The organism is Bacillus altitudinis, from assembly GCF_001191605.1.
In the GTDB taxonomy this organism is placed as follows: Bacteria; Bacillota; Bacilli; order Bacillales; family Bacillaceae; genus Bacillus; species Bacillus altitudinis.
This window is the reverse complement of record NZ_CP009108.1, coordinates 2895979-2909540: the sequence shown is the minus strand read 5'-3', so window position 1 is coordinate 2909540 and position 13562 is coordinate 2895979. Positions and strand designations below refer to the sequence as shown.

Here is a 13562-nt window from a genome sequence, read left to right as displayed (position 1 = left end):
TCAATTGGTTTCAACAAAAGCAGAAATAAGGTAAACTACAACAAGAACATAAATAAAGGATGAAAAAAATGAAACAATACAAAGAGTTATGCCGTCATGTATTACAGCACGGGGATGAAAAAGGTGACAGAACAGGAACAGGCACTATCAGCACGTTCGGTTACCAAATGAGATTTGATTTACAGGAAGGGTTTCCTTTATTAACAACAAAGAAATTACACCTGAAATCAATCATTCATGAGTTACTGTGGTTTTTAAAAGGTGATACAAATGTCAAATATCTTCAAGAAAATGGTGTCCGTATTTGGAATGAATGGGCAGATGAAAATGGAGAGCTAGGGCGTGTGTATGGTGCGCAGTGGAGATCATGGGCGAGCGGAGACGGAGAGACAGTAGATCAGATCAGCAGACTGATCCATGATATTGAGAATCATCCTAATTCGAGAAGATTGATTGTCAGTGCGTGGAATCCAGGAGAGATTGATCAGATGGCGCTGCCTCCTTGTCATTGCTTGTTTCAATTTTACGTATCAAACGGTAAATTATCGTGCCAGCTCTATCAACGTTCGGCAGATATCTTTTTAGGTGTGCCTTTTAATATTGCTTCGTATGCACTTCTAACGATGATGATTGCCAAAGTGACAAACCTTGAGCCAGGAGAGTTTATTCATACGCTAGGAGATGCTCATATTTATCAAAATCATCTTCCGCAGGTCAAAATGCAGTTAGAGCGTGAGGAGCGCACACTTCCGCAGCTTCGCATCACTAGAGATGTCAAAAGTATTTTTGATTTTACGTTTGATGATTTTGTGCTCGAGAACTATGATCCACATCCGCATATTAAAGGAGAAGTCAGTGTATGATTTCCATGATAGTGGCGACAGGAAAAGACAGAGTCATTGGCAAAGATAATCAAATGCCTTGGCATTTACCCGCTGATTTAGCGTATTTTAAAAAAGTCACAAGTGGTCATGCCATTGTCATGGGTAGAAAAACGTTTGAATCAATTGGACGAGCACTGCCTAACCGCCGGAATATCGTGTTGACCACAAGTTCTTCTTTTCAAGCTGAAGGATGCGAGGTAGTCCATTCAATCGATGATATTTTAACCATTGCGAAGAACGCGGAAGAATTATTGATCATTGGCGGGTCTAAGCTGTATGAGGAAATGATGCCATACGCAGATCGTCTATATATGACGCACATTCATCATTCATTTGAAGGCGACCGTTTCTTCCCTTATTACGATGAAGATCATTGGACGGTTGTATCACGTGAAAAAGGCCATCGTGACGAAAAGAACCCCTACAATTATGAATTTGTCGTCTATGACAGAAAAGAAGGATAAGTGAGTAGGAGGAGTACGGTTGTTTCGTTATTGGTTTTTAACGATTTATGTTGTTGTATCCTTTTTTAAAAGTATAAGGCATTTGTATGATCATGAATTAACGGATCCACGCATTTCCTATACGAAACGAATGCATCTCATCCATGAGCATGCAAAAAGGTTTGCCAGAGGGTGTATTGATCAATCAGGATCGGTCATGACCATTCATCAGCAAAAAAGGCTGCCAGATGGCCCTGTTATTTATGTCACAGAAGCACATCATCCAGTGACGACGACATTGCTGATTGGTCACTTAGAGAAGCCATTTGCTTTTATGGCAAAACCGCATCTGTTTCGCTATCCCATCTTAAAACAATGGTTGAAGAAGATGGCGGTGATCAAGCAGAATCAATCTGATGAGGCGTTATTAGAAGAAGCAAGAGAAAGAGTTCTATCTGGCCAGAGTCTGTTGCTTTCTGAACAGTATCGTGTCATGGCAGAAACGCTTGCTGAAGAATGTAACTGCTCACTTGTTCCGGTTGAAACAAGCGGCACAGACCGTCTTTTAACAGGGAAGATCGTCAAAAGACTTCGTCCAGTTAATGTCGATATCCATATAAAAGCACCGGTCAAGATGAGTGATTACGCACAAAAGCGCGCATAGAAAAAACCAGCATCCGAATGTGGATGCTGGTTTTTTAATCATGCTGGGATGTTGACGCAATAAAATAGAATGCAGAAGAACATGGATGCACTTCCACCGAGAACAAAGCTGTGCCAAATCGCATGATGATAGGGAATTTTCCGCCAAATATAAAAGATCGTTCCGACTGAATACAAAATACCGCCTAATAGTAAGAGGCTGAATCCAGCTCCTGTTAATTGAATGTACAGAGGTTTAATTGCGATGATAATCATCCAGCCCATTAATAAATAAACAAGGGTGGATACAATGATAAACCGTTTGACGAAAAAGATTTTAAAAACGATACCGCCTGCAGCAAGTGCCCATACGATTGCAAGAAGAGTATAGCCAAGTGCGCCTTTTAATGGGCCAAGCAAAAATGGCGTATATGTACCAGCAATCAATACATAAATCGCAGAGTGGTCAAGGATTTCAAATACATCTTTTGTTTTTTTGTGCCGAATGCTATGAAGCAAAGTAGAGCTTAAATAAAGCAGTAGCATCGACGCGCCAAATATCGAAAAGCTAATAATGTCAGTGACAGTGCCGTATTGAACAGCGAATAAAACAAGAAAAACAATGGCGGGAATGGATAAAATGACGCCAATGCCATGTGTAATCGCGTTGGCAATTTCTTCTTTTACAGTAAACAATGGATGTCCTCCTTTATTGAACCGGTATATAACCATCAAGCGACTTCAGAAATGAGAGACCTTCAAGTGTAATCTTCGTTCCAGCTCTGCCTTTCCCTTTTGTCACATAGGCTTTTTTCTCAAGATCATCTAATCGACTCCTGACTTGCTGAGGGGTCAGCGGGATGTCGCCTTGTTTGCTTAACTCAGACAAGATACGTCTGCTGGCTGCTTCTCCTTTTTCATTTAGAGACTTAATGGCTTCGAGTAAGAAAACAAATTCTTGTTTCTCCATAAGCGTGAGCTGGTGTTCTTCTTTTTTTCCTTTACCAGCTGTTTGTTGAGGTAATAATACAAAAGGTGGCAAGTGATGCAAGAAAACTGTTTGCCCTTCGAGAATCGCTGCTGCATAATGAACGATATTTTTGAGCTCCTGGACATTCCCTTCAAACGAATATTGCTGTAAGACTTCCCACACACTTGAGTCGATGTCAGGCGTCATGTTCAGTTCTTGAAAGAAAGCAGCGGTTAAAATAGGAATATCTGTTTTTCGATCTTCTAAGGGCGGGAGAGGGATATGAAGCACATTGAGCCGATAAAACAGCTCAGGTAAAAAACTGGATGAAACGCTCATCGCCTCTAATGATAAAGACGAAGAAGCAATGATTTTTGTTGCAGGAGAATCTTCGAGAAAACGAATGACCTGATGCTGCATAGGAATACTGAATGCGCTGACTTCGTCTAAATAAAGCACATGATTTGCCGCATGAGTAAATGCTTCCTGCAAAGTCGCTTCATCTACAATGGGGCAGTAGATATGTTTCATCGAAGCCTGCGCAGCAAATGAATGGGCCATTTCTTGTGCAAAGCGTGATTTGCCTGTTCCAATTTCACCTGTGATCAACACAGGCTGATCGTTTTTCGTGAATTGTTTTGCCAAATGAATGGCGTGTTTTATATCTTGGTGTTCTCCATATATATTAGCAAACGGATGTGTGGTCATCGAGCGATTCCTTTCTTTTGGTTCTAATTGGTTTTATTATAACACCCAATTAGAACAAATGTATAGAAAAACGAAAAAGTTCATGAAATTTATCTCCGATCCATGATCTATTGGTTTATTTTTTGAATATTCATGTTATAATGACAAATTAAATAAGGTTAAAGAGAAAGGATCTTGTACATGAAACCGTTGCTCAAAGAAAACACGCTAATTCAAGTGAAAGACATCTTAAAAGCCCATCAAAATTTGAAGGATGTAGTGATTCATACTCCACTTCAAAAAAATGAGCGACTTTCTGAACGATATGAATGTAATGTCTACTTAAAAAGAGAGGACCTGCAGGTTGTTCGTTCTTTTAAATTAAGAGGCGCTTTTAATAAAATGAGCCAGTTGCCAAAAGAAAAACTAGAAAACGGCATTGTTTGTGCCAGTGCAGGAAATCACGCACAAGGCGTTGCCTATTCTTGCAAATATTTAGGTATCCACGGAAAAATTTTTATGCCTGCTACCACACCAAGGCAAAAAGTATCTCAAGTGGAGCTTTTCGGAAAAGAATATGTTGACATTATCTTAACCGGAGATACCTTTGATGATTCGTATCATGAAGCAGTCAAATGCGGAGATAAGGAAAAGCGGGAATTTATTCATCCATTTGATGATTTAGATGTCATGGCAGGACAAGGAACAACTGCTGTAGAAATATTAAATGATATCGAAGTGGAGCCTCACTTTTTATTTGCAAGTGTTGGGGGCGGAGGTTTGTTATCTGGCGTTGGCACGTATATGAAAAATATCGCACCAGAAACAGAAATTATTGCAGTCGAGCCGCTTGGTGCCGCCTCACTTCATGCTTCCCACGAGAAAGGGGAGGTTGTCACACTTGATTCAATAGATAAGTTTGTAGATGGAGCAGCGGTTCAGCGGATTGGCGAAAAGACGTTTACATCGCTTCAGTCTGTTGTCGATAAGATTAGTCTTGTACCAGAAGGAAAAGTATGTACAACCATTTTAGAGCTGTATAATCAATGTGCCATTGTAGCTGAGCCAGCGGGTGCGTTACCGATCGCGGCTTTAGATGCACATCGTGAGGAGATTAAAGGGAAAAATGTCGTTTGTATTGTCAGCGGAGGCAATAATGACATTGGCCGAATGCAAGAAATCAAGGAACGCTCCATGATTTATGAAGGACTCCAGCATTATTTCATCGTTAATTTTCCGCAAAGAGCAGGTGCTCTCAGGGAATTTTTGGATGAAGTGTTAGGGCCAAATGATGATATCTCACGCTTTGAATATACGAAAAAGAATAACCGAAGCAAAGGACCTGCGCTTGTTGGGATCGAATTGAAAGAAAGAGATGACTATGCAGCGCTGATTGACCGAATGAATAAAAAAGGCTTCCACTATGTTGAAGTGAATAAAGATCAAGATTTATTCCACCTATTTATTTAGGCTTAACAGATAATTGGAAAAGAGGATTGATCGTTTGTGCTGCTCAAAACAATATGTTTTAGACGGATGGATGGAGCTCAGATCAAGGTAACAGAAGTCCCTGTTTTAAAGGGAGATGAATCCTATGGTTTCATGCTCACCTTTAGACTTGAAGCTTTCTTGAAAAAAGTCTATGTATCTAAGGGAAAGAGGCATGTGTACTCTTTCAGGGAGGATGTGAAACGTAACGTCAAGTGGAGCACATATGAACAGATCTACCAAGAGCCTACACTAAAACACAATGCGTAAATTGGAATCTTTGCCAAAGAGAGTGAGCGGCCATTTTCAAATGGGGGCTACTCATCTTGGCAAGGATTTTTTACATGAAAAGAAGAAAATGTGACAATTTCAAAAACGTTCTGACAGTTGTTTTCAAGTATGCACGAAATAAGGTAATATCATATGTAAAGACTAAGACAGCAAGGATGAGACGATAGTGAAACAAATTAAAATTGTAACAGATTCAACTGTGGACCTTCCGCAAGAAAAAATCAGTGATCTTTCCATTCATGTCATTCCGCTCAATATCTCCATTTCTGGGGTTGATTATATTGACCGAGTGAACATACAGCCAGATGAATTTATTGAAAAAATGGAGGCCGCTGAGGAACTGCCGAAAACGTCTCAACCTGCGATCGGTCAATTCGTCGAATTATATGAAAAACTGACGGCAGATGGAAGCGAAGTCATTAGTATCCATTTAACTGGTGGGATGAGTGGTACGGTTCAAACTGCTGAAAGCGCTTCTAAAATGGTAGACGGGAATATCACTGTCATTGATTCGAATTTTATTTCCTATGGTTTAGGGTTTCAAGTCACCAAAGCAGCAGAGCTTGCAAAAAAAGGGGCAAGCCGTGATGACATCCTCAAAGAAATGGACAAAATTCGTCTTAAAACAAAGCTATTTGTCACAATCGATACATTAGAAAATCTCGTGAAAGGTGGACGAATTGGAAGAGGAAAGGCGCTGATCGGTTCACTTCTTCATATTAAACCAATTGCCAGCTTAACAGACGGCATATACACACCAGAAGCGAATGTGAGAAGTTACTCCGCTCTTGTCCGCTATTTGACAAAACAGTATGTACAGGCGGTGAAAGGGAAAACCGTTCAGGCCATTGGGATTGCACATGCAGACGCATTAGAACTTGCAGAAAAGCTTAAAGCAGCACTGCTTGATCACACACCTGATGCACTAGTTGACATCGCTTATACAACACCGATTATTTCCTGTCATACTGGTAAGGGCGCTATAGGCTTTACTTTTTATACCGATTGATTGAAAAGGGGATGTAATGGTCATGTATACAAAAAGGGGAGCCTTATTTGGTGCGCTTACGATTATAAGCGTGCTTCTTTTAGTCTCATGTTCAAATGGACAAATCAAGGATGCATTAAATTATCAAATCCAGCCGTTTGAGTATCAAAACCAGGATGGTCAAAAGGTGACTCTTGACGATTTAAAGGGGAAAGTCTGGGTGGCAGATTTTATTTTCACAAGCTGTGAAACGATTTGCCCGCCGATGACCGCACATATGACAGAGCTACAAAAACGGTTAAAAGAAGAAAAATTGGATGCGCACATCATTTCATTTAGCGTCGATCCAGAGGTGGATTCACCGAAAAAGCTAAAGGAATTTGCAAAAGCATATCCATTATCCTTTAAAAATTGGGATTTTCTCACTGGTTACTCGCAGTCAGCGATTGAAAAATTTGCAATGAAAAGCTTTAAGACGATTGTGAAAAAACCTGAAGACGAAGACCAAGTGATACATCAATCTCTGTTTTTCCTCGTTGATCAAGAAGGAAAAGTGATGAAAAACTATGATGGTGTTCAAAATACGCCATATGATGAAATCATCAAGGACATCAAAACACTGAATCGAAGCTAGCATAAGGATGTTCAAATGAGCGAAAACATGATACACTTTTTTAATCAGAAAAAGGAGGGATATCATCGTTTGAAGGCTCGTTTGATTTTGATTGTGATGTCTCTAGCTTTTGTTCTTTCTGCATGTTCCGCGCAAGAGGCTGGCATAAAGGATAAACTAGAAGACACACAAAACGTAAAAGAACATATTACAATTGCAGCGGTTGGAGATTCCTTAACAGAAGGAATCGGAGATCAAAATAAAAAAGGGTATGCCGGCATCACCCGTGACAAGATAGAAGCGGTGGACGGTGTACAGTCTGTTACATTAAAAAACTATGCCATTAAAGGCAGTAGAACGGTAGATTTATTAAAAAGATTAAAAGAAAAAAAAGTGCAGGATGGACTGAAAGACGCTGATTATATTTTCTTTACGATCGGCGGAAATGACTTAATGCATGTCGTCCGTCAAAATGTGCTCAACTTGACATTTGCTCCTTTTCAAAAAGAGCAAGGTCCTTTTGAAGAGCGTTTTAAGACCATTCTTGCTCAATTAAGAGAGCATAATGACCATGCAAAGATCATGTATGTCAGTATGTACAATCCTTTTAAATTCAGCTTGTCTGAGCTGAGAGATATTGATGAGGTCGTCAAAGACTGGAATGCTGCTGCCGAAAAAGAACTAAAAAAAGACGGCAATGCTGATATGATCGATGTAGCAGATTTATTTGAAGATGATAAAGATGAAAAATTACTGGCAGATGATGATTTCCACCCAAACCAAAAGGGGTACTCTCTTATGGCAAATCGTTTATTCTCAGAAGTGAAAAAAGAAGGACTGCCGAAGGAATAGGGTGAAAAGATGAAAAAATGGAAGAGTTTATTTTTTATTTTACTGTCAATTAATCTATTGATTGTTCTTGTATGCGGTATTTTTATGCTGCTGCCGAGCGATCAATCCGCTTCGAAAAAAGAAGTGAACAGCGAGTATGCTTTTAACATTTCTAGTTCAAAAGAGTCGCTTACCAGCTTTGTCAATGATTATTTGAAAAACCAAGGATCAAGCGATATGCCCGACTTTCATGTTGCGATTGACCAAGATGTGAAAGTAACAGGTGCAATCAAAGCTTTTTCTTCAACGATTAATGCAAATGTATCATTTACACCATCTGTTGAAGATAATGGGGATGTTCTGCTGAAAGTAGATGACTTTTCAATTGGACAATTAAGCATCCCAATCAGTTTTGTTTTAAGCTACATGGGTCAATTCTATGAACTGCCTGATTTCGTTCATGTGAAACCAGACCAAAAAACGGTGGAAGTGCGCCTTTCAGAAATGCCGCTGACGAATGATATGTATGTCAAAGCGAACAAAATTGATCTTGAGAATGATGAAATTGAATTCTCATATTATCACACAAAGCAATAGAACGTGTAAGTCAGGAGTGAAACGATGAAGCGAGTCTATCAATATTTTAGTTTACTGTCGCTCTTATTTGCTGCATACTTTGGCATGACAGCTGCCTCTCATTTAAAAGCAGAAAATATCGACCAGTTTTACTTAAATATCGCCTATTGTGCATTATTTTTAGGTACCATGATTCTTGCTTTTGATTTTCAAAAACAAGAAAAAGCTGAAGATGTCTCGTAAATAGCCTTTTCCATTTGGAAAGGCTATTTGTCTTCTTTTCAGCGTGATTGAAAACCTTTGCATTCTAGGAAGCACGAGTACTGGCGCAGAGTGAATGTGACATTCGTGAGCACCGGCACGCAGGACTGACACCGAATGCGAGGCTTTGTCTACACGCTGAGAGCCTTTTCCATTTGGAAAGGCTCTTTTTACATTTGGTGAGACAAGACGACTTTTGCCATTAGCTCTGGCTCTCCGTTTGCAAATCCATGAAGTAAAATAAGATAGGCCCGCTTTGTTTGCAGGTGAACTTTCGGAATATCTAGCAGTACACTTTGAGTACCGGCAGCTTTTAATTCAAAGTGATACTTATTCGGAGAGAAGTGGTGGGTTTGGGTGCCGTTCACATATCCGAGTTCCTTTGATAACATGCCTTGATCTCGTTCATATATATCAATGAAAGGGAGGTCTGGTGACAGCTGGATAAACGTGAGTGCTGATAGCTCTTCTTGCTTAATCAGCGAGTCTTGCTTTTCTGTGAGCAGCGCAAAGCCGGTACGAGCTCCCGTGATACATAGCGTGTAAGTCTCGTTTCCATTAATCATCATACGAGAAGAAAGAATTCTTTCTTTTGTAGCCAGCTTGAATACTTCTATCTCATAAACACCCTCATCCCATTCCATATAAGCAGACAGCTGACCGTATGGCAGCTTTTTTTGGATTGGCTGCTGATTTACAAATACAGCAAGCTCACTTAAATCCGGTGCAGCGTGAAATAATCGAATAACAGCTTTGGAAATGGTGTTTCTCGGATGGTATGGGGGGAAGGTAGCTAATGGACGATATTGAAATTGATTCATCTCGTAGAGCTGCTGCACGTCTTTATCCCTTCTTTCTCTGCAATGTGTTTTTTGTAGCGTATGCAAGAAAGGGACGATCTGTATAGGCAAAAGAAACATAGAAAAAAGCCTGACAAAAAGTGTCAGGCTCTCGTATTAAGAAGGAGATGAATATTGATGATATTCAGCCAGCTTAATGAACGTTTTTTCATCCTCAATTAATCCGCAAACGCCGCACTGGACTTTGATTTTCGGTCCTTGATAGTTCATGTGAAAAGGAGAAAGCTGATCTCCTTCATATGTTTCGACAATGGCTCCAGTTGCTGGATCAAGTTTCACGGGTTCTGAATGCTGCTCGATGAGATTAAAACGCGTTCTGTTGGTCTTGCAGTTCGGACAAAGATATGGACTTGTCATGGTTCATTCCACCTTTTTATCCGTAGCATGTCCTCCACGCTAAAATCTATGCTTAATCCTTTTGACTTTTATCCAGCTTTTTAAATAATTTGATCATCGTTTTCAGTTCTTCATCATCAAATGATTCAAATCGTTCCATGAAGTATTCTGTTTTCTTTTTCTCAAAATGCTCAGTAATTTCCTTACCCTTATCGGTTAAGTGAATTTTGATGATGCGTCGATCCTCTTTTGAACGGATACGAGTGATCCAGCCTTTTTCTACAAGTGTGTCGGTTACAGCTGTAATATGGCTTGCTGATACACCGAGAATTGAGGCGAATTCCGTTACTTTTTTTGCGCCTTGTTCACGCAGCAGATTTAAAATGAGAAATTCATTCCGAGATAATTCGTTTTCAAGCAAGCTGTTAATTTCATAACGTATTTGCTTAAATACGGTTCTCAGTAAAGTATCCATTTCATACATCATTTGTTTTCTTTGTTCCAATCATTAAACCCCCATTATATTTTAAGATACGACAGAATGCTTTCTTTTGTTTTTAGGTATACAAGTCGTATCATTTTCATTATTTTTTATCATGTTATAATATGATGATACCATTTTTTAAATGAAGGGGGCACTAATATGTCTGAAAAACAAGAATTAGCCACATTTGCTGGAGGCTGTTTCTGGTGTATGGTTAAACCTTTTGATGAACAGCCAGGCATTATCAAAGTTGAATCAGGGTATACTGGCGGACATACAGTGAATCCAACCTATGAGGAAGTATGTACAAATACGACAGGCCATAGAGAAGCCGTTCAAATTACCTTTGATCCAGACGTTTTTCCGTATGAGAAGCTATTAGAACTATATTGGCAGCAAATAGACCCAACAGATGATGGAGGACAATTTGGTGATAGAGGAGAGTCCTACCGTACAGGGATTTATGTCCACAATGAAAAACAAAGGCAACTTGCAGAAACATCAAAAGAGCAGCTGAGCCAAAGCGGAATTTTCCAAAAGCCAATCGTGACAGAAATTTTAGAGGCTAGTCCTTTTTATCCTGCTGAGGAATATCATCAGCATTATTATAAAAAGAACAAAATGCACTACGAACGATACCATGTCGGTTCGGGCAGAGCAGGTTTTATTCAATCTCATTGGAGTGATAAATAATGGTTAACGAAAAAGAGCAGCGCATCAAAGAATTAAACCGAATGCAGTACGAAGTGACGCAAAATAATGGCACTGAGCCGCCATTTCAAAATGAATTTTGGGATCATAAGGAAGAGGGCATATATGTAGATATCATTTCAGGCAAACCATTGTTTTCTTCTTTAGATAAATTTGATGCCCATTGCGGCTGGCCAAGTTTTACAAAACCGATTGAAGATCAAGAGGTAGAAGAGAAAGTAGATACGAGCCATGGCATGGTGCGGACTGAAGTTCGCAGCAAGACGGCCGACTCTCACCTTGGTCATGTATTCCCTGACGGCCCAGGGCCAAACGGTCTAAGGTATTGTATTAATTCTGCCGCTTTAAAGTTTATCCCGAAGGATGATCTTGAAAAAGAAGGCTATGGTCATTTGAAACACATCTTTCAATAATTGATTTAAAAATCGTCACATGGAAGTCAGCTGCTTCCGTGTGACGATTTTTTTATTTTTTATGATGGGTATGATGTAATTGTTCAATGATGTGAAACAGCTTCTCTTTTGTAATGAGCGGTGCTTCGTTTGATGTGTAATGGGTCAAATGAACTTTTTGAAAATGAGGGTGAAGATGTGGTCTTGGTAAAATGGCATAAAATTGTTCATGTTCAAACAGTGCATCTGCCTCGTGAGGGAATGTGAGTTCCTCGTGAAGTTTTTCTCCAGGTCTTTTTCCGACAACGAGAATATCAGGAGAAGGAACATTGATTAGACCGGCATATTCATGAAATGCTTTCAATAGATCAGCCAGCTGTAATGACTCCATCTTGAGGATGAATGTTTCGCCGCCTTTCATCATGATAGCTGCTTCAAGCGTGAGAGATACAGCTTCTTCGATAGACATAAAAAAGCGTGTCATCTTAGGATCAGTTACAGTTAGAGGTTGTTCATTTAACAACTGTTGAAGCATGATGGGGATGACGGAACCCCTTGATCCAAGCACATTGCCAAACCGGACAGAGCAAAACCTCGTTTTCTGATTTGAAATACTTTCATTCGCTTGAAAAAACAATTTTTCTGAAATTAATTTTGTAGCTCCCATGGCATTTGTCGGAGAAACCGCTTTGTCAGTTGAAATGTTGACAACATGACTGACTTCATGTTCAAGTGCTGCTTCAATGACATGTTGTCCGCCGATGATGTTGGTTTGGACAGCTTCAAACGGATTATCTTCGCAGGTGGGTACTTGTTTGAGTGCAGCTGCATGGAAGATGATATCTACCCCTTTGACAAGCTGCCTGACGCGGCTGGCATCCCTCACATCTCCAAGTGCAAATACAACCTCTGGATTTGCCGCATATTCATTTTTCATCATGTATTGTTTACTGTCATCTTTACTGAAGACAATGACCTTTTTAGGAGAGCATGCTGTTAATTTTTTCACAATCTGCCGGCCAATCGAACCCGTACCGCCTGTGACCAAGATGATTTTGTCACGAAAAAAGGTCTTCAAACTCGTTTCTATTTGTTTGGACATATCTAATCCCCCAACTCTCATTTCTCTACTTTGCATCATATGTGAAAGAGAGGAAGACGTTTGAGGAAAAGAACCACTTCATGCATAAATTAGGTGAACCAATTATAACCATCTGCTTGACGACTTAATAGAATATGTAGAGATAGAAGATTAAGTAGAATAGCGAGGCACCTGAAGACTTCAGTACGGCGATCAGTTCAGCTCTCAGAATTTATTCACTGATACTGAGCTGCGCGAGGGGAGAAGATCATACATGTATAGGGGAAATCGTATTTTAGCCATGATACCAGCTTTTAGCAGCAAGCAGGGACATCATGCTGAACACATTCGCGTATTGGCGGAGCGGCCGCTAATCTATTGGACCATTCAGCCATTATTACAAATGATTGAATTAGATGAAGTCATCGTATCTTCAGAGGATGTGAATACTCAAATCATTTCGGCCCACTATGGAGCAAATGTGATTGAACTGCCAAGCACACATGTGACAGAACAAACACCTTCTTTAGTAGCTGTGAAGCATGCGCTTGCTTATTTAGAACGAGAGGGAAAGACGTTTGATATTGTTTTGTATTTGCATCCAGCATCACCACTAAGGCAGACGGCAGATATTGAGAACTGCTTGCAGCTTCTAGTAGAGGGGGGATATGATTGTGCGGCTTCTTTTACAGAGGCATTAGAAAATCCAAATGAAACTTGGACACTTCATGACACCAATGAAGCCAGCCTGTATAAGGACAATCATTATTTTTTTGTACCAACTCAGGAGCACCCTTATACGTATGGACGTTTAAATGGAGCTGTCTATGCGTTTCATGTTCCATATGCAAAAGAATGCATTCATTCCTTTTTAGAAGGATCTGTTGGTGCATATATGATGGATCATGCGCAATCGCTTGTTGTAAAAAGTGAGGAAGATCGGAAAAAGGCAGAGAAGATTTTATTGGCTCGACAAGATGCAGAAGGAACGGCATAAGATGATGGCAATTAAAAAAAGCGCCCG

At 39.9% G+C, this 13562-nt stretch carries 19 protein-coding genes; 13 read left to right on the top strand and 6 right to left on the bottom strand.

Going from position 1 to position 13562, the window contains the following annotated elements:
• Nucleotides 1-68 precede the first annotated feature (68 nt).
• The 3 genes from ID12_RS14550 to ID12_RS14540 are packed head-to-tail and all read left to right on the top strand — an operon-like array spanning nucleotide 69 to nucleotide 1991.
• Entirely contained in the window at nucleotides 69-863 is a 795-nt protein-coding gene (locus ID12_RS14550) for a thymidylate synthase (RefSeq protein WP_008346390.1), read from the top strand.
• Nucleotides 860-1348, top strand: a complete 489-nt coding sequence (folA, locus tag ID12_RS14545) for a type 3 dihydrofolate reductase (RefSeq protein ID WP_050827313.1) — start codon at nucleotides 860-862, stop codon at nucleotides 1346-1348. Before ID12_RS14550 ends, folA begins: the two co-directional genes overlap by 4 nt.
• A gap of 19 nt (nucleotides 1349-1367) precedes the next feature.
• Entirely contained in the window at nucleotides 1368-1991 is a 624-nt protein-coding gene (locus ID12_RS14540; protein ID WP_017359699.1) for a lysophospholipid acyltransferase family protein, read from the top strand.
• Nucleotides 1992-2029: 38 nt separating this feature from the next.
• Here the strand turns inward: ID12_RS14540 and trhA are convergent, their stop codons facing one another.
• Both trhA and ID12_RS14530 read right to left on the bottom strand, forming a co-directional pair.
• Nucleotides 2030-2665 carry a PAQR family membrane homeostasis protein TrhA gene (trhA, locus tag ID12_RS14535; RefSeq protein WP_008346394.1) on the bottom strand — a complete coding sequence of 212 codons (636 nt, stop codon included), beginning with the start codon at nucleotides 2663-2665 and terminating at the stop codon, nucleotides 2030-2032.
• Between the two features lie 13 nt (nucleotides 2666-2678).
• Nucleotides 2679-3647 (bottom strand): sigma 54-interacting transcriptional regulator, encoded by a 969-nt coding sequence (locus ID12_RS14530; RefSeq protein WP_008346396.1) that lies wholly within the window; start codon nucleotides 3645-3647, stop codon nucleotides 2679-2681.
• 180 nt (nucleotides 3648-3827) lie between these two features.
• Between ID12_RS14530 and ilvA the strand changes: the two genes are divergently transcribed.
• The 7 genes from ilvA to ypmT all read left to right on the top strand — a co-directional run bounded on the left by ilvA (nucleotide 3828) and on the right by ypmT (nucleotide 8656).
• Nucleotides 3828-5096 (top strand): threonine ammonia-lyase IlvA, encoded by a 1269-nt coding sequence (gene ilvA, locus ID12_RS14525; protein WP_008346398.1) that lies wholly within the window; start codon nucleotides 3828-3830, stop codon nucleotides 5094-5096.
• Between the two features lie 36 nt (nucleotides 5097-5132).
• The gene (locus ID12_RS14520; RefSeq protein WP_008346400.1) at nucleotides 5133-5384 is read left to right on the top strand and encodes a YpmP family protein; all 252 of its coding nucleotides are present in this window, start codon (nucleotides 5133-5135) and stop codon (nucleotides 5382-5384) included.
• A gap of 187 nt (nucleotides 5385-5571) precedes the next feature.
• The gene (locus tag ID12_RS14515; protein ID WP_008346402.1) at nucleotides 5572-6414 is read left to right on the top strand and encodes a DegV family protein; all 843 of its coding nucleotides are present in this window, start codon (nucleotides 5572-5574) and stop codon (nucleotides 6412-6414) included.
• A gap of 22 nt (nucleotides 6415-6436) precedes the next feature.
• Nucleotides 6437-7027 (top strand): SCO family protein, encoded by a 591-nt coding sequence (locus ID12_RS14510; RefSeq protein ID WP_186365185.1) that lies wholly within the window; start codon nucleotides 6437-6439, stop codon nucleotides 7025-7027.
• Between the two features lie 69 nt (nucleotides 7028-7096).
• A complete protein-coding gene (locus tag ID12_RS14505; RefSeq protein WP_017359696.1) occupies nucleotides 7097-7858 on the top strand; it encodes an SGNH/GDSL hydrolase family protein in 762 nt (253 codons plus the stop codon).
• Nucleotides 7859-7867: 9 nt separating this feature from the next.
• Nucleotides 7868-8434 (top strand): YpmS family protein, encoded by a 567-nt coding sequence (locus ID12_RS14500; protein ID WP_050827312.1) that lies wholly within the window; start codon nucleotides 7868-7870, stop codon nucleotides 8432-8434.
• 24 nt (nucleotides 8435-8458) lie between these two features.
• Nucleotides 8459-8656 carry a protein YpmT gene (gene ypmT, locus ID12_RS14495; RefSeq protein ID WP_008346409.1) on the top strand — a complete coding sequence of 66 codons (198 nt, stop codon included), beginning with the start codon at nucleotides 8459-8461 and terminating at the stop codon, nucleotides 8654-8656.
• Nucleotides 8657-8844: 188 nt separating this feature from the next.
• On the opposite strand, the gene ID12_RS14490 is transcribed toward ypmT, so the two are convergent.
• From ID12_RS14490 to ID12_RS14480, 3 genes are all read right to left on the bottom strand, one after another.
• Nucleotides 8845-9513 carry a DUF4397 domain-containing protein gene (locus tag ID12_RS14490; protein WP_050827311.1) on the bottom strand — a complete coding sequence of 223 codons (669 nt, stop codon included), beginning with the start codon at nucleotides 9511-9513 and terminating at the stop codon, nucleotides 8845-8847.
• A gap of 117 nt (nucleotides 9514-9630) precedes the next feature.
• A complete protein-coding gene (locus tag ID12_RS14485) occupies nucleotides 9631-9891 on the bottom strand; it encodes a hypothetical protein (RefSeq protein ID WP_008346413.1) in 261 nt (86 codons plus the stop codon).
• 52 nt (nucleotides 9892-9943) lie between these two features.
• Nucleotides 9944-10375: a MarR family transcriptional regulator gene (locus ID12_RS14480; RefSeq protein WP_007500780.1), complete on the bottom strand. Its 432-nt coding sequence runs from the start codon at nucleotides 10373-10375 to the stop codon at nucleotides 9944-9946.
• A 138-nt stretch (nucleotides 10376-10513) separates the two neighbouring features.
• On the opposite strand from ID12_RS14480, the gene msrA reads away from it, so the two are divergent.
• Nucleotides 10514-11047 carry a peptide-methionine (S)-S-oxide reductase MsrA gene (gene msrA / locus ID12_RS14475; protein ID WP_035391726.1) on the top strand — a complete coding sequence of 178 codons (534 nt, stop codon included), beginning with the start codon at nucleotides 10514-10516 and terminating at the stop codon, nucleotides 11045-11047.
• Nucleotides 11047-11478, top strand: coding sequence for a peptide-methionine (R)-S-oxide reductase MsrB (gene msrB, locus ID12_RS14470; protein ID WP_050827310.1), 432 nt, complete (start codon nucleotides 11047-11049; stop codon nucleotides 11476-11478). The genes msrA and msrB overlap by 1 nt, the downstream gene beginning before the upstream one ends.
• 52 nt (nucleotides 11479-11530) lie before the next feature.
• Here the strand turns inward: msrB and ID12_RS14465 are convergent, their stop codons facing one another.
• Nucleotides 11531-12559, bottom strand: coding sequence for an SDR family NAD(P)-dependent oxidoreductase (locus ID12_RS14465; RefSeq protein WP_050827309.1), 1029 nt, complete (start codon nucleotides 12557-12559; stop codon nucleotides 11531-11533).
• A 253-nt stretch (nucleotides 12560-12812) separates the two neighbouring features.
• On the opposite strand from ID12_RS14465, the gene ID12_RS14460 reads away from it, so the two are divergent.
• Nucleotides 12813-13535 (top strand): acylneuraminate cytidylyltransferase family protein, encoded by a 723-nt coding sequence (locus ID12_RS14460; protein ID WP_008346422.1) that lies wholly within the window; start codon nucleotides 12813-12815, stop codon nucleotides 13533-13535.
• The last annotated feature ends 27 nt before the right edge of the window (nucleotides 13536-13562 follow it).

Bases quoted from the DNA above. Each gene is read 5' to 3' on its own strand.
- ID12_RS14550 (WP_008346390.1), top strand. From the start codon at position 69: ATGAAACAATACAAAGAGTTATGCCGTCATGTATTACAGCACGGGGAT.
- folA (WP_050827313.1), top strand. From the start codon at position 860: ATGATTTCCATGATAGTGGCGACAGGAAAAGACAGAGTCATTGGCAAA.
- ID12_RS14530 (WP_008346396.1), bottom strand. From the start codon at position 3,647: ATGACCACACATCCGTTTGCTAATATATATGGAGAACACCAAGATATA.
- ilvA (WP_008346398.1), top strand. From the start codon at position 3,828: ATGAAACCGTTGCTCAAAGAAAACACGCTAATTCAAGTGAAAGACATC.
- ID12_RS14510 (WP_186365185.1), top strand. From the start codon at position 6,437: ATGTATACAAAAAGGGGAGCCTTATTTGGTGCGCTTACGATTATAAGC.
- ID12_RS14500 (WP_050827312.1), top strand. From the start codon at position 7,868: ATGAAAAAATGGAAGAGTTTATTTTTTATTTTACTGTCAATTAATCTA.
- ypmT (WP_008346409.1), top strand. From the start codon at position 8,459: ATGAAGCGAGTCTATCAATATTTTAGTTTACTGTCGCTCTTATTTGCT.
- ID12_RS14485 (WP_008346413.1), bottom strand. From the start codon at position 9,891: ATGACAAGTCCATATCTTTGTCCGAACTGCAAGACCAACAGAACGCGT.
- msrA (WP_035391726.1), top strand. From the start codon at position 10,514: ATGTCTGAAAAACAAGAATTAGCCACATTTGCTGGAGGCTGTTTCTGG.
- msrB (WP_050827310.1), top strand. From the start codon at position 11,047: ATGGTTAACGAAAAAGAGCAGCGCATCAAAGAATTAAACCGAATGCAG.
- ID12_RS14465 (WP_050827309.1), bottom strand. From the start codon at position 12,559: ATGTCCAAACAAATAGAAACGAGTTTGAAGACCTTTTTTCGTGACAAA.
- ID12_RS14460 (WP_008346422.1), top strand. From the start codon at position 12,813: ATGTATAGGGGAAATCGTATTTTAGCCATGATACCAGCTTTTAGCAGC.